21 protein-coding genes are annotated in these 22,688 nt (G+C 64.9%); 7 read left to right on the top strand and 14 right to left on the bottom strand.

Annotation, left to right across the window (positions count from 1 at the left end):
* Position 1: 1 nt before the first annotated feature.
* Positions 2-1,093, bottom strand: coding sequence for an ABC transporter permease (locus J2805_RS10415; RefSeq protein ID WP_309975835.1), 1,092 nt, complete (start codon positions 1,091-1,093; stop codon positions 2-4).
* A gap of 130 nt (positions 1,094-1,223) precedes the next feature.
* On the bottom strand, positions 1,224-2,858 hold the full coding sequence (locus tag J2805_RS10410; protein WP_309975834.1) for an ABC transporter substrate-binding protein: 1,635 nt from the start codon (positions 2,856-2,858) through the stop codon (positions 1,224-1,226).
* Between the two features lie 325 nt (positions 2,859-3,183).
* Here J2805_RS10410 and J2805_RS10405 point away from each other — a divergent pair, with 325 nt between their 5' ends.
* On the top strand, positions 3,184-4,011 hold the full coding sequence (locus tag J2805_RS10405; protein WP_309975832.1) for a caspase family protein: 828 nt from the start codon (positions 3,184-3,186) through the stop codon (positions 4,009-4,011).
* Positions 4,012-4,018: 7 nt separating this feature from the next.
* Here the strand turns inward: J2805_RS10405 and J2805_RS10400 are convergent, their stop codons facing one another.
* Both J2805_RS10400 and mnmA read right to left on the bottom strand, forming a co-directional pair.
* On the bottom strand, positions 4,019-5,659 hold the full coding sequence (locus J2805_RS10400) for a gluzincin family metallopeptidase (RefSeq protein WP_309975831.1): 1,641 nt from the start codon (positions 5,657-5,659) through the stop codon (positions 4,019-4,021).
* A gap of 141 nt (positions 5,660-5,800) precedes the next feature.
* Positions 5,801-6,922, bottom strand: coding sequence for a tRNA 2-thiouridine(34) synthase MnmA (gene mnmA, locus J2805_RS10395; protein ID WP_309976305.1), 1,122 nt, complete (start codon positions 6,920-6,922; stop codon positions 5,801-5,803).
* A 239-nt stretch (positions 6,923-7,161) separates the two neighbouring features.
* Here mnmA and J2805_RS10390 point away from each other — a divergent pair, with 239 nt between their 5' ends.
* The gene (locus J2805_RS10390) at positions 7,162-8,415 is read left to right on the top strand and encodes an NAD(P)/FAD-dependent oxidoreductase (protein ID WP_309975828.1); all 1,254 of its coding nucleotides are present in this window, start codon (positions 7,162-7,164) and stop codon (positions 8,413-8,415) included.
* Here J2805_RS10390 and J2805_RS10385 read toward each other — a convergent pair.
* Positions 8,394-9,623, bottom strand: coding sequence for a cysteine desulfurase family protein (locus J2805_RS10385; RefSeq protein WP_309975826.1), 1,230 nt, complete (start codon positions 9,621-9,623; stop codon positions 8,394-8,396). The genes J2805_RS10390 and J2805_RS10385 overlap by 22 nt on opposite strands.
* A 57-nt stretch (positions 9,624-9,680) precedes the next feature.
* On the opposite strand from J2805_RS10385, the gene J2805_RS10380 reads away from it, so the two are divergent.
* The gene (locus J2805_RS10380; protein WP_309975824.1) at positions 9,681-10,559 is read left to right on the top strand and encodes a DMT family transporter; all 879 of its coding nucleotides are present in this window, start codon (positions 9,681-9,683) and stop codon (positions 10,557-10,559) included.
* On the opposite strand, the gene J2805_RS10375 is transcribed toward J2805_RS10380, so the two are convergent.
* From J2805_RS10375 to J2805_RS10365, 3 genes are all read right to left on the bottom strand, one after another.
* Positions 10,546-11,208, bottom strand: coding sequence for a helix-turn-helix transcriptional regulator (locus tag J2805_RS10375; RefSeq protein ID WP_309975822.1), 663 nt, complete (start codon positions 11,206-11,208; stop codon positions 10,546-10,548). The two genes, J2805_RS10380 and J2805_RS10375, sit on opposite strands and share 14 nt — an antisense overlap.
* Positions 11,209-11,449: 241 nt before the next feature.
* Positions 11,450-11,644 carry a hypothetical protein gene (locus J2805_RS10370; protein ID WP_309975820.1) on the bottom strand — a complete coding sequence of 65 codons (195 nt, stop codon included), beginning with the start codon at positions 11,642-11,644 and terminating at the stop codon, positions 11,450-11,452.
* An 86-nt stretch (positions 11,645-11,730) separates the two neighbouring features.
* Complete coding sequence (locus J2805_RS10365; RefSeq protein WP_309975818.1) at positions 11,731-12,441, bottom strand: hypothetical protein; 711 nt, start codon at positions 12,439-12,441, stop codon at positions 11,731-11,733.
* A gap of 255 nt (positions 12,442-12,696) precedes the next feature.
* Between J2805_RS10365 and J2805_RS10360 the strand changes: the two genes are divergently transcribed.
* The 4 genes from J2805_RS10360 (at position 12,697) to J2805_RS10345 (ending at position 15,927) form a co-directional block, all read left to right on the top strand.
* On the top strand, positions 12,697-13,644 hold the full coding sequence (locus J2805_RS10360; protein ID WP_309975816.1) for a J domain-containing protein: 948 nt from the start codon (positions 12,697-12,699) through the stop codon (positions 13,642-13,644).
* A gap of 48 nt (positions 13,645-13,692) precedes the next feature.
* Entirely contained in the window at positions 13,693-14,160 is a 468-nt protein-coding gene (locus J2805_RS10355; protein WP_309975814.1) for a tRNA (cytidine(34)-2'-O)-methyltransferase, read from the top strand.
* A 221-nt stretch (positions 14,161-14,381) separates the two neighbouring features.
* Entirely contained in the window at positions 14,382-14,987 is a 606-nt protein-coding gene (gene sigK / locus J2805_RS10350) for an ECF RNA polymerase sigma factor SigK (protein WP_309975813.1), read from the top strand.
* 1 nt (position 14,988) lies between these two features.
* Positions 14,989-15,927 (top strand): anti-sigma factor, encoded by a 939-nt coding sequence (locus J2805_RS10345; RefSeq protein ID WP_396134293.1) that lies wholly within the window; start codon positions 14,989-14,991, stop codon positions 15,925-15,927.
* Between the two features lie 188 nt (positions 15,928-16,115).
* Here J2805_RS10345 and J2805_RS10340 read toward each other — a convergent pair whose 3' ends face one another.
* The 6 genes from J2805_RS10340 to J2805_RS10315 all read right to left on the bottom strand — a co-directional run bounded on the left by J2805_RS10340 (position 16,116) and on the right by J2805_RS10315 (position 22,610).
* Positions 16,116-17,528 (bottom strand): GntT/GntP/DsdX family permease, encoded by a 1,413-nt coding sequence (locus tag J2805_RS10340; protein WP_309975808.1) that lies wholly within the window; start codon positions 17,526-17,528, stop codon positions 16,116-16,118.
* Between the two features lie 29 nt (positions 17,529-17,557).
* Positions 17,558-18,091 carry a gluconokinase gene (locus tag J2805_RS10335; RefSeq protein WP_309975806.1) on the bottom strand — a complete coding sequence of 178 codons (534 nt, stop codon included), beginning with the start codon at positions 18,089-18,091 and terminating at the stop codon, positions 17,558-17,560.
* A 75-nt stretch (positions 18,092-18,166) separates the two neighbouring features.
* Entirely contained in the window at positions 18,167-18,943 is a 777-nt protein-coding gene (locus tag J2805_RS10330; protein WP_309975805.1) for a PIG-L deacetylase family protein, read from the bottom strand.
* A gap of 4 nt (positions 18,944-18,947) precedes the next feature.
* Positions 18,948-19,901 carry an electron transfer flavoprotein subunit alpha/FixB family protein gene (locus J2805_RS10325; RefSeq protein WP_309975804.1) on the bottom strand — a complete coding sequence of 318 codons (954 nt, stop codon included), beginning with the start codon at positions 19,899-19,901 and terminating at the stop codon, positions 18,948-18,950.
* Positions 19,902-19,914: 13 nt separating this feature from the next.
* Complete coding sequence (locus J2805_RS10320) at positions 19,915-20,715, bottom strand: electron transfer flavoprotein subunit beta/FixA family protein (protein ID WP_309975802.1); 801 nt, start codon at positions 20,713-20,715, stop codon at positions 19,915-19,917.
* Between the two features lie 260 nt (positions 20,716-20,975).
* A complete protein-coding gene (locus J2805_RS10315; protein WP_309975801.1) occupies positions 20,976-22,610 on the bottom strand; it encodes a S1C family serine protease in 1,635 nt (544 codons plus the stop codon).
* Positions 22,611-22,688 lie beyond the last annotated feature (78 nt).

Here is a 22,688-nt window from a genome sequence, read left to right as displayed (position 1 = left end):
GTCAGTACCTCACGCGGGGGTCGATCAGCGCGGCGACAATGTCCACGATGAAGTTGGTCACGGCCACAATTACGGCAAGGAGGACCACGATTCCCTGGACTGCGACGAAGTCGCGTGCCGTGAGGTAGGTCGCCAGCTGGAATCCCAACCCCTTCCATTCGAAGGTGGTTTCCGTCAGCACGGCCCCTCCGAGCATCACTGCGATCTGCAGACCCATTACCGTGATGATCGGAATCAGCGCAGGCTTGTAGGCGTGCTTTGTCACCAGCCGGAATTCGCTGACGCCGCGGGAGCGGCCGGCCTCGACGTAGTCCCTGCCCAGGGTTCCGATTACATTGGTGCGGACCAGTCGGAGGAAGATCCCTGCGGTCAGCAGTCCAAGGGCAACTGCCGGCAGGACCGCATGCGCCATGACGTCCCCCAGTGCTGCCATGTTGCCGCTGCGGACGGCATCCAGCCAGTAGATGCCAGTTGGCGATTGCAGGGACGTGAGTTCAAGCTCGCTTGAAGTCTTTGCGCGGCCTGCCACGGGCAGCCAGCCGAGCCACACAGCGAAGGTGAGTTTCAGGAGCATGCCGGCAAAGAACACCGGCGTGCCGTAGCAGACGATGGCGAAGACGCGCAGCACGGCGTCGGGGGCGTGGTCCCTCCGGTATGCGGCGAGCATTCCCAATGGAATGCCCACCAGCAGGGCCACCAGCAACGCATTGATGGTCAGTTCCAGAGTGGCGGAACCGTACGTGGTCAGCATTTCCGTGACCTGCCGGTTATCCGAAAGGGTGGTACCGAAATTGCCGGTGATGAGCTGTCCGAGGTATTCGAAGTACTGCACCAGGATGGGACGGTCATAGCCTGCCGCTGCTATCCGCTCTGCCAGCTGCTCGGGAGGCAGCCTGCCGCCCATGGCCGCTGTGATCGGATCACCGGTGATGCGCATCAGGAAGAACACCAGCGTCACTAGGATGAAAATTGTAGGAAAGATCAGCAGGAACCTGATCAGGATGTATTGGCCCAGTCCCCCGCCGGACGACTTCTTCTTTGACGGCAGCAGGCCGTCGGCGTCGGTTGGCGGCGCCTCAATAAGTGTTGTCATTGGTACCTAAGTGTGTGCTCCGGCGGCCTCGTGAGCCCCGGAATCTGTTGCCCCGCGTCAGCACGAAAGGCGGGGCGCCTTGCAGGCGCCCCGCCTCCTCGGCTGGTCAGGACCGGATGGAGAACTGGACCTACTTGGAAATGACGCCAAGCCGGGTCTTGAAGGATGCGTCGAGGGTCTGGTCGACACCCTTGACATCCTTACCGGCGACCATCAGCTGGGCGCCCTGCAGCAGCGGCAGTGTGGACAGGTCCTTCGCGACGGCGGTCTGGGCCTCGCCGAGGACTTTTTCGCGCTCCGCCTTGTCAACCGTGGTGAGCTGTTCCTTGATCAGCTCGGTGACGGATGCATTCTCGTAGTGGTTCTTGAGGAAGTTGCCCGGAGCAAAGAACGGGGTCAGGTAGTTGTCCGCGTCCGAGTAGTCGGGGAACCAGCCCAGCTGGTACACCGGGTAGGCGTCGGCCGTACGGTCCTTGGAGTAGGTGACCCACTCGGTGGACTGCAGATCCACTTTGAACAGGCCGGACTTTTCGAGCTGCTCCTTGATCATGGCGTACTCGTCGCCCGAGGACTTGCCGTAGTGGTCCGGGTTGTACTGCAGCTTGATGTTCACCGGCGCGGTGACGCCTGCATCGGCGAAGGCCTTCTTTGCCTTGTCGAGGCTCGGTTTGCCGTTGCCGTCGCCGTACATTTCCTTCAGCGGCTGGATTGCTCCGACGAATCCGTCGGGGACCACTGAATATGCCGGCAGGTAGGTGCCCTTGTAAACCTGGGTGGCGATGGCATCGCGGTCCACCACGTTGGCCATGGCTTGGCGGACGGCCAGGGCCTTGGCGGGATCGGCGTCGGCGGCCTTGGCTCCGAACGGCATGGTGTCGAAGTTGAACACGATGTAGCGAAGCTCGCCGCCGGGGCCCTTGTGGACCTTGACCTTGGAATCCTTCTCCAGGTCGGCCGCGTCAGTTGCAGTGAGGCTGCGGCCGGCGACGTCGATGTTGCCCTGCTGGACATCCAGTTTAAGGTTGTTCGAATCGGCGTAGTACTTGATGGTGGCACCGTCATTCGCGGGCTTGCCAAGCAGGCCCTTGTAATCCGGGTTGACCTTGAGGCTGACCAGCTCATTCTTCTTGTAGCTCTCGATGGTGTACGGGCCGGCGAAGGGTTTGCCCTTGACGATTTCGTCATCGGTCATCAGCTTGTCCGCCGGGAAGACCTCTTCATCGATGATCGGTCCGGAGTTGGCTGCGAGGACGCCGGGGAACACCTGGTCGTTGCCGGCCTTGAGGGTGAAGACCACGGTGGTGTCATCCTTGGCGGCCACGGAGTCGAGGTTGCCCAGGAGGGAGGCCGGACCATTCGGGTCGGCGATGCTGACAACACGGTCAATGGAGTACTTCACGTCGGATGAGGTGAGGGCGTGTCCATTGGCGAATTTGAGGTCCGGCTTGAGCTTGACGGTGTACTCCGTGGGACTCGTGAATTCCGCGGACTCTGCGATGTCCGGCGTGGCGTCTGCCGTGCCGGGCTTGGCGTTCAGGAGGAACGGGTAGATCTGGTTCATCACCATAAAGGAGCCGGCATCGTAGGAGCCTGCGGGGTCGAGGGTAACGACCTTGTCCGTGGTGCCATACGTGATGGTTCCGCCTCCGGCGCCGCCAGTGGAAGTTCCGCCGCCGCCGGACGGGCCTGTGCAGGCTGTCAGTGCAAGAGCGGAGACACCTGCCAGCGCGATAGCGCCGTGCAGGGCTTTTTTGTTCATAGCCATCTGTGGACTTTCTGTTCGATGAGTACACGCCTTCCGCCCGACAACCGGATCAGTTGGACTCGGGGGCGGAATGTTGTCCTGATCACATGATTCAACCAGACAGCAGATCAATGAAACGTTCCATCCTGTGAGTTGAGACACAAAATTTACCTGATTGGGGCAAAGCTATCGTTTTCTTCTGCAATCCGGCACGATCGGGGTCCGTCCGAACGATTGCCGGCCGCCATTGAAGAGCCTCCGCACCGGGAATAGAGTGGGATTGCTTTGACCGCTTCACCGGATTCGCTGCGGGAAACCTGCAATTCCTGGCCTAAGGACACACGTCATGAGCAAAGCCGCCCTCTGTGTGGGAATCAACGAATTTGAACACCTGCCTAAATCGAGCTGGCTGCAAGGCTGCGTCAACGACGCCCGCGACCTGGCCGGGCTGCTCCAGGCAGACTATGGATTCACCGATGCCGATGTCACGGTCCTGCTGGACTCCCAGGCCACCAAGGAGCAGGTGGTGGCCGAGCTGAATTCGCTGCTGGACCGTGCAGCGTCGGGCGAGCTCCAGCACATTGTCTTCACGTTTTCCAGTCACGGAACGCAGATCCCGGACACCAGCGACGACGAGGCGGACCGATTGGACGAAGCCTTCGCCTGCTACGACATCAACAACTCCGGCGACTCGTGGGATCCGGCCACCGTCATTTCGGACGACGAGCTGTTCGCGCTTTTTGCCAGGCTGCCGGACGGTGTGCTTATGGACGTGGTCCTGGATACCTGCCACAGCGGGACCGGCCTGAAATCGCTGGACCTCCTGCCCGGCCGGCGGCCCCGCTTCCTGCCTGCACCGACGGCGCGCGGCGTCGCGGCCACCGAGTTCAGCGACACCAGGGCACTTCGGGACCTCATCAAGGCCGGCCGGGGCGTCAAACCAATCCTCCTGGCTGCCTGCCGCGCTGACCAGACGGCAGCCGATGCGTTCCTGGAGGGCCGCTACAACGGCGCGTTCACCTACAACTTCATCAAGGCCGTCAGGGGCGACGGCACGCTGGGCCGGGCGGACATCCTGAAGCTCGTCAGCAAGGGCCTCAGGGCCGGCGGGTTCGACCAGGTGGCCCAGCTGGAAGGCACGACGGCGGCGCGGAAGGCTTCCTGGGGACGCTGACGGAGGCTCACTCCCGGCGGTCTTCCTCCGGGTGGAAAGTTGCAGCCGGCATCTTTATCCCGGCTTCCCTTTTGATGATTTCCAGCTTTTCCTGCTGCCACTCCGCGTCCATGACCGGCTTGAGCGCAGCGAAACACAGCCTGCCGCCCTCATCAAAACGCAGCAGCCCCCCGCCACGGACAGTGTAGTAGTCGCTCTCGACCCGCAGCCCAAGCCTGTTCCTGGCTTCGGATTTTGACATGGTGACGGACTGCACATAGGAAGCACCGATTTCGGACACCACGAAACCATCCGGCCCCACACGTGTGCTGGGGCGCACCCTGTTAACAACGATGCTCGTGTTCTGATCGATGCCGGCCGCCTCGATCAGCCGCGGATTCTCCCACATGAACCGGTTGATCTCCTCGGGATCGGCGGCCAGGGCAGACAGACGGACCGGATAGCGAAGATCGCGAAGGTGCTTCAGCCCGTCCAGAAGTTCATCGGGTTCCGTGGAAAGGTCTATGTCCCAGAAGGCGTCCCGCACGGCTTGCCGGTATCCCATCATGTCCGTCGGTACCAGCACGGCATCAGCTGCGAGGATGCCGCGCAGCAGGTCCTCCCAATTCGGGTCCACCGGAGGCATGTAGGCAAGCCCCCGCAGCACCATGCCTAACATCTGATGCCCGAGATGGGCTCCGGCTTCGGCCACCTGATATCGGCTTGAACGGCCGCCCGGCCTTTCCAGCCGCTGCAGCCAAAGTCTGACGACGGCATCCAGCACCCCCTTCACGGCAATCTCACCGCGGCGATGAGGTTCAGGATCCAGCTGCCACTCGAACGGCACATCGATGTCGAGCGGGCGCCGGGCGGCGCTCCGGGAGAACAGTCCGTCAGCCAGCCCGAACAGCCCTGAGGTAAGGACTTCCTTTTCTATGTTTCGGGCGGGCACGCCAGCCCGCTTGCCCTCTGCGCCCGGAACGGCAACTGACAACTGTTGCTCCACACGCTCGGGAGATGAAAAAACGCTCAGCATGGCGACGACGTCGGCTATGCACTCGTGCAGGGCATAGCCGTCGAGCAAGGCATCGCTGTCCGTCCACTGCCGCCGGTAACCGTCCAGGACCGCGTGGGTCACCTCATGGGCCACGAGGTCGTGATAGAGCGCCAGCGGGACGGAACGCTGGGAACGGCTGTCGGTTCTGTGCCCAAATCGGATCAGACCGCGCTCGCGGTCATAGCCTGTGGATGTGTAAGGGATCTTGTCATAGACGCTGATGACCAGCCGGTGGCCCGAGGCCCAGCCCATCCGACGTCCCAAGGTGACTTCAAAGGCCTGCAGAGTGGCCGTCGCCACCGCATAAACATGCTGGGCCAGGAACCGGCTGTCGGCCAGCAGCTCTTCGAGCCCGGAAGGTGCGGGTTGGTCGTCGATGCACCATTCGTTGCGGTCTACGGACAGGGAAATAGGCCGGGGTCCGTCAGCTCCCGGAGCCCTGACCCGGAGCGCCAGGCGTGCCCCGGCCGGGCCGTTGACGACCCGTTCCACGGGAACCCGGATGCTGGTGGTGAGCGGTTTTCCTGATTTGCGCGTAAAGGGGCCCTCAGCGAGCGCAGTAAGCGCGACCATCTCGAGGCCATGCCCGATTCCGAGCACTGCAGAGACCATGGCGGACCCGCTTTCCTCAACCGTGCAGCCTCACCTGGTGAAGGGGCGGTCTGCATCAAGTCTGGTTCCCCAAGCCTCAATTATTGCGGTCACGGGCATGATTGGCCACGGCGCCACGCGCCGGAGGTTCAGGAAAGTGCCTTAGAGTGCCGCGCGCTGCAGCGACCGGGCGGCGTCGATGGTGGCCTGCCCCAGGACACGGCTCCCCTGGTAGAGCACCACGGTCTGGCCGGGAGCCACACCGCGCAGCGGCGTGGTGAGCGTGACCACAAGGTTCGTCCGCTCCGCGCCGTCGTCGTCCTTCAGCAGTTCCGTGTGCGCCGTTGCCGGGACGGGGTCACCGTGGGCGCGGACCTGGGCGTGGCAGTCGAACTCTTCGCCGGTGGCGATTTCGGCAATCGGCAGCCCGGCCCAGGAAACTTTGATGCCGCGGATCTCGTCGATGGCCAGCAGCGCCTCGGGCCCCACCACCACTTTGTTTTCCTTGGGCCGGATCTCCAGCACGAACCGCGGCTTGCCGTCGGCCGCAGGAGTGCCCAGCTTGAGGCCGCGGCGCTGGCCGACAGTGAATGCGTTGGCGCCGGGATGCTCGCCCACCTTCGCCCCGGATTCGTCCACGATGTCGCCCGTGGTCATGTCGATCTTCTCCGCCAGCCAGCCTGCGGTGTCGCCGTCGGGAATGAAGCAGATGTCGTGGCTGTCCGGCTTGTTGGCGACGGAGAGCCCGCGGCGTTCTGCTTCCGCACGCACTTCAGCCTTGGACGGCGTGTCCGCGAGCGGGAACATGGAGTGCCTAAGCTGCTCGTGGGTGAGGACGCCGAGCACATAGCTCTGGTCCTTGGCCCAGTCGGCCGCGCGGTGAAGTTCGGGATTTCCGTCGGCGTCGGTGATGACCTTGGCATAGTGGCCGGTGCAGACGGCGTCGAAGCCGAGGGCGATGGCCTTCTCCAAGAGCGCCGCGAACTTGATGCGTTCGTTGCAGCGCATACAGGGATTCGGCGTCCGTCCGGCGGCGTATTCGTCGATGAAGTCCTGGACCACATCCTCCTTGAACCGCTCCGAGAAGTCCCACACGTAGTAGGGAATGCCCAGGACGTCGCAGGCGCGCCAGGCATCACGGGAGTCCTCGATGGTGCAGCACCCGCGGCTGCCGGTACGGAGCGTCCCGGGCATCCTGGAGAGCGCCAGGTGGACACCGACGACGTCGTGTCCGGCCTCGACGGCGCGGGCGGCGGCAACGGCGGAGTCGACTCCGCCGCTCATGGCTGCAAGAACTCGCATGCTGGCTTTCTTTAGGGGAAGGGTTTGGTTGTGGGCTGCGGCGTCCCAGGCTGTGCGGCCGGATACACTGCATGCCCGTCTATTCTACTGCCTCCGTAATGAGGCCTTTGAAAGCAGGGCTACCGGCCCTTGACGGGCATGCCCCAGGCTTCTATCGTCAGGATTACTATTTTTAGAACGCCCGGCCGAATGCGCCGGCATCCCAGGAACCGAGGGGCACCATGCCTGTCGAACGAACCATCGAAAGCATAGTCGTCGCCGGAGCGGGCTTGGCCGGCGCCACGGCGGCCCGCACCCTGCGCGCCGAGGGATTTTCCGGCCGGATCACCCTCATTGGCGCTGAACTCCACCACCCGTACCTCCGGCCGCCGCTGTCCAAGGAGTACCTGCTCGGCAAAGCCGGCGAAGAAGCCGTGGCAGTGGCGCCGGAGGCCTGGTACGCGGAGAACGACGTCGACCTCCGCCTGGGCGTACAGGTTGCCAGCATCGATCCCCACCAGCGCACGATTCAGCTCAGCAGCGGCGACTCCGTTGGCTACGGCGCCCTCCTGCTGGCCACCGGCGCCCAACCCCGGCACATCCCGTTGCCAGGGAGCACGCTGGACGGCGTCACCACTTTCCGGACGCTGGATGACAGCCGACGCCTCCGGGAACGGCTGTCGCAGGGCGGACAGGATGTGGTGATGATCGGCTCGGGGTGGATCGGGATGGAACTCGCGGCCGCGGCCAGCACCTACGGCAACCGCGTGACGCTGCTCGGGTTGGAGGACATCCCGCTGGCAGCCGCCATCGGACCCGAACTGGGGTCGTTCTTCCGGTCGCTCCATGAAGCCAACGGGGTGCAGTTCCGGCTGGGCGCAACCGCAGCCGGACTGCTGGGCGGCGAGTCCGGCCGCGTCACCGCAGTGGTCACCGGATCGGGCGAGGCGCTGCCGGCCGACGTGGTGGTGATAGCCGTGGGCGTAGCGCCCGACACCACGCTCGCGGAGCAGGCCGGACTGGCCCTGGACAACGGCATTCTGACCGACGCCGCACTGCGGACCAGCAACGCCGATATTTTCGCGGCCGGGGACGTCGCAAACGCCCTGCACCCTTTCACCGGCCGGCACCATCGCAGCGAGCACTGGGCCAATGCGCTGAACGGCGGAAAGGTCGCAGCCAGGTCCATGCTCGGCCAGGACGCAGCACTGGACACCATCCCGTACTTCTACACCGACCAGTACGACGTCAGCATGGAGTATTCGGGATTCCCCACTCTGGCGGAGGGCACCGAACCGGTCATCCGCGGCTCCTTGTCCGGCCGGGAATTCATCGCATTCTGGCAGCACGAGGGCCGGGTGGTGGCAGGCATGAACGTCAATGTCCCCCGCACCCAGAAAGCCATCAAGGCCCTCATCTCAAGCCGGACCACCATCAGGGCCAGCCGTCTGGCAGACCCCGGCGTCCCGCTGGATCAACTTCTCGCGGACGACTGACGGGCCACCGTGGCTGCAGTCTGGATGGTCGATTCGTGTCCGGCCATTCCTGCCTGGCGGGCCCGCTCGTAGGCGCCCGGAAGCGCCGCCAGGAGGGCATCGACGTCGGCCTCCGTGGACGAGTGCCCCAAAGAGAAGCGCTGCGCACCCCTCGCGGTCTCCTCGTCCAGCCCCATGGCCAGCAGGACGTGCGAGGGCCGCGGAACGCCGGCCGTGCAGGCGGAACCCGTTGATGACTCAACCCCGGCAAGGTCCAGCAGGAACAGCAGCGAATCACCCTCGCAGCCCGGAAACGTAAAGTGTGCGTTGCCGGGCAGGCGGCCATCCCCGGGAGCGCCGCGCAGGACCGCTTGCGGGACGCATTCCAGCACGCCGGCTACCAGCCTGTCCCTCAGCCCCGCCATGCGGGCTGCCTCTCCCGGGAGGTCCCTGGTCACGGCTTCCGCCGCGGCGGCGAACGCGGCGATCGACGCCGTGTCCAAAGTCCCGGACCTGACGTCGCGTTCCTGCCCGCCGCCGTGCTGCACCGGGGTCAGCTTCACGGAACGGCCCAGCAGCAAGGCGCCCACGCCCACCGGGCCGCCGATCTTGTGGCCGGAGATGGACATGGCGTCCAGGCCGCTCGCCCGAAAATCCACGGGCAGCGAACCAAACGCCTGGACGGCGTCTGAATGCACGGGCACACCGACGGCATGGGCCGCCTCAACCACTTCCCGCACCGGCTGGATGGTGCCCACCTCATTGTTGGCCCACATCACCGACACGAGCGCGATGGTCTCCGGGTCCCGGCCGAGCTCGGACCTCAGCGCAGCCAGGTCAAGGACGCCGTCGGCGTCGACGGGAATCCACGAGACCTCCGCCTGCTCGTGCCGTTCCAGCCATTCCACGGTGTCCAGGACAGCGTGATGCTCGACGGCGGAGCAAAGGATCCGCGTGCGTCCCGGGTTCTCGGCGCGGCGGGACCAGTACAGTCCCTTCACGGCAAGGTTGTCAGCCTCCGTGCCGCCCGAGGTGAAGATGACCTCTGACGGGTGGGCACCGGCGGCCGCGGCAATTGCCTCGCGGGCCTCCTCCACTGAGCGGCGGGCACGGCGCCCCGAACCGTGCAGCGATGAAGGGTTTCCGGTCCTGGCAAGCTCGCGGGTGAGCGCCGCCAAAGCCTCGGCGGCGATGGGCGTTGTGGCGGCATGATCGAGGTAAACAGGCACAAGCCAATTCTAGCCGCGGCCACACCGGAGGCTCCGGCGCCGGTGTAGATTCGAGCGGTGAAAGCCTCGATTTACCTGGTGCTGGCCACCCTGTTCTGGTCCGGCAACTATGTTGTGGGGCAGGCAGCCGTGGCTACCATGACGCCGCTGGAGCTCACCTTCTGGCGATGGGCACTGGCCGCGCTGCCGCTCGTGGCGTTGGCCCACTTCGTGGAACGTCCGGACTGGCGTGCCGTACTGGCCTGTTGGCGCGTGCTCCTGCTCCTGAGCGTGCTCGGCATGAGCGGCTACACCCTCCTGCTCTACACTGCCCTCCAACACACCTCGGCGCTCAACGCTTCGCTGATCACGGCGGCCAATCCGGCCCTCATCGTGGTGCTGGCGATCTTCTTCCTGGGGGAAAGGCCCGGCCTGTACGGCTGGCTGGGCATCGCCCTGGGACTCGGCGGCGTGGTCCTTGTCCTGACCCGGGGCGAGCTGCACCGTATCTTCAGCATCACCTTCAACGCGGGCGAGCTACTGATGATCGGCGCGATTGTGGTGTGGGGCCTCTACACCATCATTGCCCGCAGGCTGGGGCTCCCGGCCATTGCCGCCACCGCGGTGCAGGTGGTGATGGCCACTGCCATCCTCTGTCCGTTCGCCCTCGGCGCGGCAGCCAGGTTCCCGGCGACGGCAGCAGAAGGATGGTCGCTGGCGTACATCGCCGTCTTCCCGTCGCTGGGGGCGTACCTCTTTTGGAACCTCGCGCTCAAAACGACGGCGCCGGCGACGGCCGGAAACTACCTGAACCTGATGGTCGTCTTCACGGCGGCCATCACCGTCATCATGGGAATTCCGGTCAGCCTGCCCCAGGTCATCGGCGGGCTGCTTGTCATAGCGGGCGTCCTGATGGCCAGCCGGCCCAAGAAACCGGTGGAGCTCAGGGTGGCGTAATCCGGGCGCAGCACTCCCCCGGGACGTCATTCCCCGCTATTCGGCCTTCCGCCAGGCCGCAGCCGGCGGCAGCACCGCTCAGGAAGGCCCCGTTCATGGCGCAAACCACGTCCGAGTGACTGTCCGCCAGCCGGTGGAACGGGCAGTTCCGGAGGACATAGCCTCCGGCGCCGTCGGGTTCGGGCACATAGCCTTCGGCCGAGAGGAACTCCTCGAGGCTTTCGCCGCCCTCCGCCATTGCCAGGCCCTTGGCGTAGGACGTGGCCAGGAGTGCGTCCCGGACGGGCTGCCCAGCGGCAGTGGACTGTTCGATGGCCGTTGCCATGAGTTCACCGGCCAGATCATAGTTACGGTCCGGCACGGAAGCGCCCACCTCCGGCTGGGCCGTCCGGTACATCTTTGCCGGCCGTCCGGAGCCGGGTCCGGCCTTAACGCCGAGCTTGCGGAACTCAACGGTGAGCACGCCGTCGTGGACCATTCTGTCCAGGTGGAACGATGCCGTGCTTCGCGGGATCCCAAGTGCACCGGCAGCGTCGTCGCGCCCCACCGGCCGCGGAGATGAAGCGACGAATCGGAAAAGGTTTCGGCGGTTCTCGTCGCCCAATGATGCCACGGCTGCGATCCGGCGGGCCCAGGGAAGTCTGCGCATGGAACACCCTAACTCTAAAAACAAGATTCATTGCTTAAAGCCGAAATGCTTTCTAAAATTATGATACCTACTTTTAGAAGGAGTCCGTCATGAAATCTCCCTCGGTCCTGAATTCGCCCGCCAGCACACTGGCCGCCGATCCGGGCCGGCAGGCCTTCCTGCTGTTGCGCACGGTCTTCACTGTGGCCCCGATCCTTTTTGGCCTCGACAAGTTCACGAACCTGCTCGCCGACTGGACCGTCTACCTTGCCCCGGTAGCAACCTCAGTGGTTCCGCTCCCGGCGCAGACCATCATGTACATCGTGGGCGCAGTGGAAGTCATCGCCGGCATCGCGGTGGCAGTCCGGCCGCGCTTCGGATCGATCCTGGTGGCCGCGTGGCTGCTGGGCATCATCATCAACCTGCTGCTGCTGGGCAGTTTCTTCGACATTCGCACTTCGCGATTTTGGACTGCTCGTGGGTGCGCTGGCCCTCAACCGGCTGTCACCGCGGCACACCCGCCAGCCAAGGTAGCGGATCGGGTCAGTTCGTCGGCGGAACGACAACCAGGCGTTCCGCCACGTCGGCCCGGGCCGCGGCGAGCGCGGCCTGGTCCGGGCACGAGAGTGAAATGTAAACCGACGAACCCGCTTTGCCAAACAGCCTCGCCAGTACTGCGGTGGACTTTCCGGACGCCGCGGAACCGCCTTCCAGGACCAGCACCTCGGCTTTGGGACCCGGTTTCTCCGGGTCACCGCCCCAGCGGAGGCTATCCGTTTTGAGGTGGCCGGGCAGGATCGTGGGATCCAGGTATTCGAACAATTCGACCGTGGAGGCCCTGTCATCCCCGGCGACCGCCAGCGAGCCCTGGTTCACCCGGACGCGGGCCGACACCACGCAGCCGTCGGCTTTAAGGTAGCGGTTCTCCCCCGCCACATTCTCCTTGACCGGCTTCCAGCCCGGCGCCTCTCGGAGTCCGTCGGAGAGGCCGACGGCAACCCCTGCAGCGAGAGAGTCACCCGCCGTGAAGGGAAGGTCCTTGGCCGCCACCGCCGCCGCATCGTGGCCGGGCGTGATCGTGGGCCTTGCCAGTGCGGGGGTGGTCCGGATGTCACGCGGGGCGGCCGGATCCGGGACGCCCACGCTGCAGCCGGTCAAGCCGGCAAACACCACCGCCAAAGCGAGAAACACCGCCATCCGCCGCCCCGCCGTCGAGACGGCCTGGGTCCTGTTTCCAGCGGGCCCGCTGCTCATGGCTCTCACATTGCCCCCACGCACTCTCTGCCGCCGGCACTCCCCCGGCCGGTCCTCCGCAAGAGTCTAGACGCTCCGCCTGACGCGGAGTGACATCAAGTCCGTTTCCTGGACCGCAGGGCATCACGCGCGGACGGCTGCATGCCGGCCGCCGGGAACCTACGACACTGGCGCGGACGTTGAGTCTTCAGACGGTTAAACTGGGCGGACCGGACTGCCTGAGTGGACTGGAACCGACAAGAAAAGGATCAGTGCTTGACCCAGGGCAGCAGCTCCCATTACCAGGTTCTTCGCCTACCTGTGACGGCGACCGACAAAGAGATCAAGGTGGCCTACCGCAAGGCTGCCCGGCGGGCACATCCCGACCACGGCGGCGACGCCGCCGTGTTCCGTCAGGTCACGCTGGCCTACGAGACCCTGATAGATCCAAAGCGCCGGGCCGCCTATGACCGCTCATATGCACACGGATCCACGGGAACGGCAAGCGCCGACGGCCCGCACTTCGACGCACCGCCGGCCGGGAGCCGTGCTTCGGCAACTGTCCATCGGCCCAACACCCCGCGGAACACGGCCGGGGACCCACCGGTGTACGTTCCGCCGTTCGAGCACCCTGAATCCGGCAGCGTCCCGCTGATTCCGGAGGAACTGGCCAGCCGGCAGGTCCACGGAATGCCGCGGAAGCGCGGCATCTTCGGGGCGGAAGCCCGCATCCAGCGGGAGATGAGGACAGTCCAGCTGATCAGCCGGCAAGTCCTCCCCGCCATTCCCGCGGCCAGGCTGATCAACGGGCTGCAGTCACCCGCAGACAACAGCCACATCGACCACGCGTTGCTGTCCGGATACCGGCTGGCCTTGATTGGATCCATGCTGTTGCCGAAGGGTGCCTACGCGTGGAACGGAAGTACCCTGACGCATGGCGGCCGGGCCATTACGCCGCCGCAGCTGGCGCACATCGTACGGCGCATGCAGGATATCTTTCCGGAGCTTAACGTGACGGGCTGGACCGTGATTCACAGTCCTGATGGCAATCTCCATGAGCCGGTAATCGACCACCACCGGCGTTCGTCCCGCGGACATGAAACCGTCCAGGTGGTCAACGGAGCGGGGCTCGTCCGCGGCCTCAAGGAGTTCCTGAGTTCCGGGCCTGCTCCCAATACGGTCAACGTCCCGGCCCTGGCGAGACTGCTCCGCGGAATGCACTGACGCTTCGGCCGCGTACAGGAGGGCGCCGGCCTTGGCTAGGATGGGACGGTGTTCCGCATCCTCTTCCACACCCCTGAAATCCCCGGCAATACGGGCAACGCCATCCGACTCGCCGCAATTACCGGCGCCGAACTGCATCTGGTGGAGCCGTTGGGCTTTGATTTTTCCGATGCCAAGCTCCGCCGGGCAGGGCTGGACTACCACGACCTCGCCGTCGTGACGGTGCACAAGAGCATCGACGCTGCCTGGGAGGCGTTGCAGCCCGAGCGCGTCTATGCCTTCACGTCCGACGGCGAGACCTCCTATGCGGACATCAGTTACCTCCCCGGCGATGTTCTCCTCTTCGGCCCGGAGTCCGTCGGACTTCCCGAGGACCTCAAGCATGATCCGCATGTGACGTCCCGCGTGAGGCTGCCAATGCTGCCGTCCCTTCGGTCCCTGAATCTCGCGAACGCGGCTTCCATCGCGGTGTTTGAAGCCTGGCGCCAGAACGGCTTTGCCGGCGCCAAACTCTAGGGTCCGCCGGCGGCATTTGTGGGACCCCGCGCCCATCCATTTGCGCATGGACTCCGAATTACCTGTACAGGCCAATCCGGGCCCGACAGGAGCGCGAGGAGCGGCAGGTGACTACATTGCAGGTCCGCATGTCCTCATCAGGCGAAGTCGCCACCCACAGTCAGTCTCCGGGCGCTGCTGATGCGAAACGAAACTCGCAAGCCGACTTATGCTTGAGAGTGATGGATACTCCCAACGCCCCGAACCCGGAGGCTACCGCGTCCCCCGGTACCTCCGCCGACGTGAACCGCCGGCTAGGTGACCTGCTGGCACAAATAGCCACCGGGAACCAAGGCGCCTTCGCGGAGTTCTACGAACTGACGTCCCGGCGCGTCTTCGGGATGGCCCGACGCGTGCTGATAGATCCCGAACTCAGCGAGGATGCTACGCAGGAAGTCTTTCTGCAGGTATGGCAGAACGCGGCGAAGTTCAATTCGGAGGCCGGCAGCCCGCTGGCGTGGCTCATGACCATTGCGCATCGGCGGGCAGTGGACAAGGTGCGCTCCTCCCAGTCCTCGAGCGACCGGGAGGCGAAATACGGCGCGAGCAGCCAGGAAATCGACCACGACTCCGTCTCAGACGAGGTCGGAAGCAGGCTCGAAGCCGAAGCCGTCGTCAGATGCCTGGACACGCTCACCGAGACGCAGCAGCAATCCGTCCGGCTGGCGTACTACGGCGGACTGACATACCGCGAAGTCGCGGAGAAACTGAATGCCGCCGTGCCCACCATCAAGTCCCGTATCCGCGATGGGCTGATCCGCCTGAAAACCTGTCTGGGGGTGAGTTGAGATGACCGACATGAACCAACCGAACAGCGGCCGTTCCTCCGGGATGTTTGCCCACGACATCGCCACGGACCTGGCCTCCGGGCGGGCAGTGGAGCTGGCCGAGCTGTATGCTCTGGACGCCATGAGCCCCGCCGAACGGGCTGCCGTTGAGGAATACATCTCGACTGCACCGACGCCGGAACGGGAAACCTTCGATGAACGCGTCCGCCAGGCGAGGGAAACGCTGGCCGTTACCTTTACCGCAGAGGAGGAACCGCCGGCCGGGCTGTTCGACCGCATCGTGGCGCAACTCCCGGCCCAACTCCCTGCGCAGCCGGGAGCGGCACAGCCGGAAGGCGCACAATCGTCAGTGGCCCCGGGAGCGGCACTGGGAGAAACGGCGCCATCGGAAGCTTCTTCGGCTCCTGCCAGCCATGAGCAGCTCCTGGAACCGGGCAGCGCTCCGGCCACCGACGAACTCGGTGCCGCGCGGCAGCGCCGTGAGGAGCGGCGTCGGGCACCCGGCCTCCGCAACTGGCTGGTCGGCGTAGCCGCTGCCGCGGTGATCGCGCTTGGCGGCGTCGGGGTGGGCGCCTACGTGGCCAACCAGAACGATCCGCTCAACCAGGTCCTCCAGGCGCAGGACGTCCGGCAGGCCACTGTGGACGTGAGCGGCGGAGGCACAGCCACGGTCTCCATTTCGTCGTCGAAGGATGCCGTTGTGGTCAAGATGAACAACGTCCCGGCTCCTCCTGCCGGGAAGGTGTACCAGATGTGGCTGATCCCCAAGGACGGTTCCGCTCCGGTGTCACAGGGGCTTATGGACGCCGAAGCGCTGTCCAAACCCGCTGTGGTGAAGGGCATTGGTTCGGCAGCAGCTCTGGGGATCACCGTCGAACCGGTTGGCGGCTCCGCTTCGCCCACGCTGCCGACAGTTGCCGCTGCCCCTCTCGGAGCATAGGCGGCAAGCAGACGGAACCATCACGGGTCCGCACCATGGCCGCCAGGCCGGTACCCGCCTTCCCGGCGCGTACCGGCAGCCGCGGCACATACAACAAAAGCCGCGCAGGCCCTGCTCACTACCTTCCGGTGGAGCAGGCCTGCGCAGCGGTGCGGCTCACGAGAGCAACGGTCCTACGAATTACGGCGCTAAATTATCAGCGACAGCAGCATCACGAACCCGAAGCCGACGACGGAAATCAGCGTCTCCATAACGGACCATGTCTTGAACGTCTGCCCGACGGTCAGGCCGAACAGCTCCTTGACCAGCCAGAAGCCGGCGTCGTTGACATGCGAGAGGAAAAGGGAGCCTGCGCCGATGGCCAATGCCAGCAGGGCAGCATGGGTCGGTGTCAATGAGCTGGCCAACGGAGCCACAATGCCGGCTGCCGTCACCGTCGCAACGGTGGCCGAGCCCGTGGCAAGCCGTAGCGCAACGGCCACGATGAAGCCCAGCACCAGGACCGACATGTTGGTTCCTTCGGCCCACTTCTTGACGGCGTCGCCGACGCCCGCCCCGATGAGGGTCTGCTTGAAGCCGCCGCCGGCACCCACGATCAGCAAAATTGCCGCGATGGGGCCGAGGCTGGCGCCGACCTTGGACGTGATACGGCTGCCGGTGAATCCCACGGCATATCCGAACGTGATGATCGCCAGCAGCACGGCCAAGGTCATGGCAACGAGCGGCTGGCCAACGAAGTCAAAGAAGAACCTGACCGGCGGTGCAGTCTTGGGGTCCGGCCAGACGATATCCACCACGGCCTTGAGCAGCATGAGCACCACCGGGAAGATGATGGTCAGCAGGGTCACGAGGAAGGTGGGCTGACGCTTGACGCCTTCCATGTCCGCCCCGTGCTGGGTGTCGATGCCGCCTGCCACGGCGGGCGCACCCACCGGAACCCATTTGGCGGCGAGGCGTGAAAACAGCGGTCCGCAGATGATGACCGTGGGGATGGCAACGAGGATACCCAGCGCCAGCGTGGTGCCGAGCTCGGCCTTGACGGCGCTGATGGCAATCAGGGGTCCGGGGTGCGGCGGTACCAGGCCGTGCAGCACGGATAGCCCGGCGAGGGCGGGGATGGCGATGCGCATCAGCGGCATCCTGGAACGCTGCGTGACGAGGACGATCACCGGGAGCAGCAGCACGAGTCCGATTTCGAAGAACATCGGCAGGCCGATGATCACGGCCACCAGCGTGACCGACCAGACCACTTTGTTGCCGCTGGCCTTGTCCAGCAGTGTGTCCACCACCCGGTTGGCGCCGCCGGAGTCGGCCAGGAGCTTGCCGAGCATCGCACCGAGGGCGATCAGCAGGCCGACTTCCTTCAGGACGCCGCCCACACCGTCTTCGAAGTTGGTGATGACCTTGGCCAGTTCAACGCCGGATGCCAGGCCAACGAAGGCCGAGCCGAGCACGAGCGCCAGGAAGGGGTGCAGCTTGAGTTTGGCAATCAGCACCACGATGAGTGCAATGCCGATTGCAGCAACCACCAAAAGCTGTGTGTCGTGGCCGGTCCAGCCCTCGACGGCAGCAGGCAGCTGCGTTGCTATCTGAGAATTCAAAGTATGGTTCCTAAATGCGTAAAGCTGGTCTATGCGGTCGCGGCGTCTGCCGCTTCCAGGTTGAGCCGCTCGATGATTTCCTGGGCCTCTTCCGACGGCGTGGCCGAGACACACAGGGAGATGTAGTTTTCGTCCGCCGTCGGCTCCTCCAGCGCGTCAAACTGTGACTCGAGCAGTGCGGGAGGCATGAAGTGCCCGTGCCGCGAGGCGAGGCGGTCGGAGATCTTGTCCTTGCTTCCCTGCAGGAAGACAAACACCACACCTTCACCGCGCAGGATGTCCCGGTAGCGCTTTTTCAACGCGGAACAGGTCACGACGCCCGGGGTTCCGTCCTGGGTGTGCGCCCGGATCCATTCGGCGATCGATTCCAGCCAGGGCCACCTGTCCTCATCGGTCAGGGGCTCACCGGCCTGCATTTTTGCGACGTTCGACGCCGGGTGAAGGTCGTCGCCTTCCGCCAGGTCCCACCCGAGTTTGCCCGCCACGAGGCCGGCCACAGTTGATTTGCCGGATCCTGAGACGCCCATGATCACCAGAACCGGCTGCTGCGCAGTCTTCGCCATCAAAGTCTGCCTTTCCCTGAATAAATATGATTTAAACAGAGGCCAGCATATGACACGGGTTACACCCGGGCAACCTTAGAACCCGGCGATGGTCCCGGAACCGTTGATTGTGACGACATGAAACGCCTCGGCACTGCGCCCGTCGGCCAGCCCCGCCCGCGCTCCGGTCTCCAGCATGAGGGCGCGGACTGTGCGGTCCATGGCGTCCAGATCCGGGTGCTGGGTGGCGTGCACATGGATCGCCGCCAGCTTTTCCTCCACGTGAGCCGTGACGTCCACAAAATGGTTTTCCCGCTCTTCCGGCCCGGCAAACAGCCAAAGCCACGGCAGTTTGTAGGCCGCAAGGCCCGCCGCGGCAAGGTCCGGATAGGCGAACGGGTTCTCCAGGGCGGGATAGACCGCCCGGGTCACGGCCTCCCCCACTGCCAGGTGGTCCGGGTGACTCTTCTGGATACGGTTCCAGTTGCGCTCGGGATGCATGGAAAGCACGACGTCGGGCCGGATCTCCCGGATCAGCTTCACTACGCCCCTCATCACCTCGTGCGTCGGCTCCAGGTAGCCGTCCCGTTCATGGAGGTAGTGGATGTCGGTGACGCCGACCAGCGCAGCGGCCCGCCGCTGCTCCTCCGCCCGCATGGCCACGATCTCCTCGCGCTGCGCCGGGTCAAAGCCGCCGGCGTCGCCGTCGGTCATGATGCAGTAGCTGACTTCAACTCCGGCGGCTGTCCAGGCGGCGATGGTACCGGCAGCGCCAAAATCGATATCGTCCGGATGGGCGGTAAAACAAAGGACCCGTTCAACCCGGTGGTGGTCCGGGTTGAACGGGCTCTGCGCCGTAGCGTTGATGCTCAACTAATCAGCCTTTGCGTTTCTTGATCTCTTCGGTCGCCTGCGGAAGGACCTGGAAGAGGTCACCGATGATGCCGAAGTCGGCGATCTCGAAGACCGGTGATTCGGCATCCTTGTTGATGGCAACAATGACCTTGGCGGTCTGCATGCCGGCTTTCTGCTGGATGGCCCCCGAGATTCCGGCGGAGATGTACAGCTGCGGGGACACCGTCTTACCGGTCTGGCCCACCTGCGCATCGTGGCCGATCCACCCGGCGTCGGTCGCGGCGCGTGACGCACCGACGGCGGCACCGAGGGCGTCTGCGAGCTCCTCCACCGGGCCGAAGTCGCCGTCGACGCCGCGGCCGCCAGCCACCACGATCCGGGCTTCGGTGAGGTCCGGGCGGCCGCTGGCCGGCTTGTCCTTGCGGCCTGTAATGCGGGCTGCGCCGGCAGAGGCCGAGTCGGGAACGTCAACGGTGAGGATTTCCGGGTTCGCTGGTGCTCCGGCTGGCTCCGGAGTGACGCTGTTCGGCTTGACCGTCAGCACGGCGACTGCCGTGGTGGCCTTGGCCGTGGTGGTGTAGGAACCTGCGAGCACCGACTTGTGGGCGGTGCCGTCCGGGTCCACGGCCACGACGTCGGTGATGACGCCGGCGCCGAGCTTGATGCCCAGCCGGGCTGCGATCTCTTTGCCATCGAACGAGTTCTCGAGCAGCACGGTGGTGGCACCCGATGCCGCAACAGCCGCGGCAAGGTAGGCAGCCTTGGGCCCCACCAGATACGCATCCAGGTCGTCGGACGACGGCCGGAAGACCGTGGTGGCGCCGTTGGCACCCAAGGTGCCGGCGACGTCGTCGTTCAGCGGGCCGTTGATGGCGACTGCCGTGTCACCGAGCGAACGTGCGATCGTCAGCAATTCCAGGCTGCTCTTCTTGAGGGCGTGGCCGGGGTTGTCAATGAATACGAGTACTTTTGCCATGTCTGGAATCCTCTTAGAGCAGCTTCTGGGCGGCCAGGAACTCGACCAGCTGGATGCCGGCGTCGCCTTCGTCGGTGATGATGGTGCCGGCGGTGCGCGGCGGGCGCTCGGCCGCCGTCTGCACTGCGGTCCAGGAACCGGACTTGCCCACCTGCGCCGGATCGACGCCGATCTCCGCGAGCGTCAGGGTGGTGATGGTCTTGCGCTTGGCGGCGATGATTCCCTTGAAGTTGGGGAAGCGCGGCTCATTGATCTGGTCCGTGACGGACACGACCGCCGGCAGCGTTGCCTCGACCGTGTCGTAGTGCGTGTCACTGTCGCGGCGGGCGATGACGCGGCCGCCGTCCACTTCCAGTTCGGAGGCAAAAGTTACCTGCGGAAGGTCCAGCCGCTCGGCCAGCTGCGCAGGCACAAGGGAGGTCTCGCCGTCGGTGGATGCCATGCCGGTGAGGACCAGGTCCACGGGGCTGTCCGCTCCAAGATGGCGGACTGCTGCTGCCAGCGCGAGGGACGTGGCAGCCGCATCGGAACCGGCCAGTGCGTCGTCGCGAAGGTGGACACCTTCGGTGGCGCCGATCTGAAGGGACTTCTTGATGGCGTTGACGGCACCGGCGGGGCCCATGCTCAAGGCGATGACCTGGTTGCCGGCCTTCGCTCCGCCGCGGGCCTCGGTCAGCTGCAGCGCAGCCTCCAGGGCGTATTCGTCCAGCTCGGACAGGATGCTATCGGCGCGGTCCGTGGTGTTGTCCTCGCCGCTGAGGTGACGGTCCAATTGCGCGTCTGGTACATGCTTGACCAGAACGATGATCTTCAATGTCTCTTCCACTTTCTGTACAGCAGCCTTCCATGCGTGTGGATAGCCAGCCGGGTGAGGTTATGGCCGCGGATCTCCCCCGGGGTGCGGGTAGAACCAAGCTAACCATATAGCGGGGCGCCCGCGCCGTCCCGTTAACGCCTATGTCAGGCAGGGCGCAGGATGCGGATGCACAGCTGAGGCGGGGGAACCGTGCCGGTGCCCCCGCCTCAGTCTTGCCGTCAACGCTTGCTTCTACCCTTGCCGGATCGGGTCCGGGCTTACTGCTCGGCTGCCGCGCCGAGCGTCACGTCCACTTGCTGTTCCTTGCCGCTGCGCAGGATCGTGACTTTCACCGAGGCGCCCGCCGGCTGTTCCCGTACCGCCGCAGTCAGCTGGTTCGGATCGCTGATGGCAAGGTCGTTGAACTTCGTGACGACGTCCCCCACCTTGAGGCCGGCCTTGGCGGCCGCGGAGCCGGACTCGACGGTAGCCACTTCGGCACCCACCGAGAAGGACGAGCTTGAAGACGTGGATGACTTCGGCTTGACGCTGACTCCGAACTGGCCATGCGTTGCCTTTCCGGTGTCAATGATTTCGTTGGCCACGCGCTTGGCGAGGTTGATGGGAACGCTGAAACCGACACCGATGTTGCCGCTGCTGCTGGATTCGCCGCCGGCCGAAGCAATGGCCACGTTGACGCCGATGACCTCGCCCTTGCTGTTGACCAAGGCACCGCCGGAGTTACCGGGGTTGATGGCTGCGTCCGTCTGGATCACGTTGAGCGAGATGGATCCCTGTTTCGAGGTGCTCTGGCTCTGCCCGCCATCCGGCGGTGCGAACTGGAAGCCGCCCTCGTCGTCGCTTTGGGAGTCATCCGCGCCTTCCTTCGGCGCTGCCGAGGACGCCACACTGATGGTCCGGTTCAGCGTGGAAACAATGCCGTCGGTGACTGTTCCCGTCAGGCCCAGCGGTGATCCGATGGCGATGGCCGTGTCCCCGACGTTGAGCTTGCTGGAGTCACCGAGTGTTGCCGGCGTCAGCCCGGAGGGATTGTCCACCTTGATGACGGCCAGGTCACTCAGGGGGTCGGTGCCTACAATCTTCGCGGTGAGCACCCTGCCGTCGCTGGTCCGGACTTCGATGGTGGCATTGGCCGCTTTTCCGTCCAGGGTCACGACGTGTGTGTTTGTCAGGATGTGGCCATCGTCGTCAATAATGATGCCCGATCCGGTTCCGCCATCGCTTCCGCTCGTCGCCTTGATGGTCACCACGCTCGGTGACGCCTTCACCGAGGCTGCGGTGATGACGTTTACATCATCCTTGTTGTTGACGATCACTGTGCCGGGCTGGCTGCCGGTGCTGCTGACAGCTGACGTGGAACCGTTGTTGAGGAAGGCGTCACTGGCGGCCACTACGCCGCCACCCACGAGGCCGGCGGCCAGGATGCTGGCCACCAGCGTTCCCACGCCGAAGGCCGCTTTGCGCTTGGGCGTGCTGGCGGGGTCAGAGGCGTACATGCTCTGATGCTGGTTTCCCTGGTAGGGTCCGTTTCCCTGCGGTGCGCCAGCACCCGAGTAGTTGCTGTTTCCCGCGTGCATGCCAGGCTGGCCGGACGGTCCGGCCTGCTGGCCGTAGAAAGGCTGGTGCTGTGGTTGGTGCTGCGGGTAAACCGGGCGCGGTGCGGCATCGGCGCCGTGCTGTGATTGGGCCTCGCCGTGCTGCGACTGCTCGAGCCGGATGGTCGGGTTGTCCTGTGCTGAGTCCGCAGCTGGCTGCGCCGCTGATCGGGACTCCCGATACTCAGCATCCAGCGGCTGTGTGTCCGCGTGAGGAGGCTGTGCCGGCCAGCCTTCCCGAGGCTTTTCCGGATCCCTATTCTCAGGCGATGCACCCTGTGCTGGGTTCTCAGTCATTAGACTTCCTTTCATCCTTGTCTGCCTTTAACTATGGACCCTCTGACTGAAGCTAAAGCGGACGTTTGCTGGGAGGTT

It is taken from the genome of Arthrobacter oryzae, assembly GCF_031454875.1.
Lineage (GTDB): Bacteria > Actinomycetota > Actinomycetes > Actinomycetales > Micrococcaceae > Arthrobacter > Arthrobacter oryzae_D.
Note: the sequence above shows the minus strand (reverse complement) of the source record. Positions and strands in the feature narration are given on the sequence as shown.

Excerpts from the sequence above, each read along its gene's own strand:
- J2805_RS10400 (WP_309975831.1), bottom strand. The coding sequence starts at position 5,659 with ATGGTCTCTGCAGTGCTCGGAATCGGGCATGGCCTCGAGATGGTCGCG.
- J2805_RS10390 (WP_309975828.1), top strand. The coding sequence starts at position 7,162 with ATGCCTGTCGAACGAACCATCGAAAGCATAGTCGTCGCCGGAGCGGGC.
- J2805_RS10375 (WP_309975822.1), bottom strand. The coding sequence starts at position 11,208 with ATGCGCAGACTTCCCTGGGCCCGCCGGATCGCAGCCGTGGCATCATTG.
- J2805_RS10415 (WP_309975835.1), bottom strand. The coding sequence starts at position 1,093 with ATGACAACACTTATTGAGGCGCCGCCAACCGACGCCGACGGCCTGCTG.
- J2805_RS10365 (WP_309975818.1), bottom strand. The coding sequence starts at position 12,441 with ATGAGCAGCGGGCCCGCTGGAAACAGGACCCAGGCCGTCTCGACGGCG.
- J2805_RS10410 (WP_309975834.1), bottom strand. The coding sequence starts at position 2,858 with ATGGCTATGAACAAAAAAGCCCTGCACGGCGCTATCGCGCTGGCAGGT.
- J2805_RS10345 (WP_396134293.1), top strand. The coding sequence starts at position 14,989 with ATGACCGACATGAACCAACCGAACAGCGGCCGTTCCTCCGGGATGTTT.
- J2805_RS10325 (WP_309975804.1), bottom strand. The coding sequence starts at position 19,901 with ATGGCAAAAGTACTCGTATTCATTGACAACCCCGGCCACGCCCTCAAG.
- sigK (WP_309975813.1), top strand. The coding sequence starts at position 14,382 with ATGGATACTCCCAACGCCCCGAACCCGGAGGCTACCGCGTCCCCCGGT.
- mnmA (WP_309976305.1), bottom strand. The coding sequence starts at position 6,922 with ATGAGCGGCGGAGTCGACTCCGCCGTTGCCGCCGCCCGCGCCGTCGAG.
- J2805_RS10335 (WP_309975806.1), bottom strand. The coding sequence starts at position 18,091 with ATGGCGAAGACTGCGCAGCAGCCGGTTCTGGTGATCATGGGCGTCTCA.
- J2805_RS10315 (WP_309975801.1), bottom strand. The coding sequence starts at position 22,610 with ATGACTGAGAACCCAGCACAGGGTGCATCGCCTGAGAATAGGGATCCG.
- J2805_RS10405 (WP_309975832.1), top strand. The coding sequence starts at position 3,184 with ATGAGCAAAGCCGCCCTCTGTGTGGGAATCAACGAATTTGAACACCTG.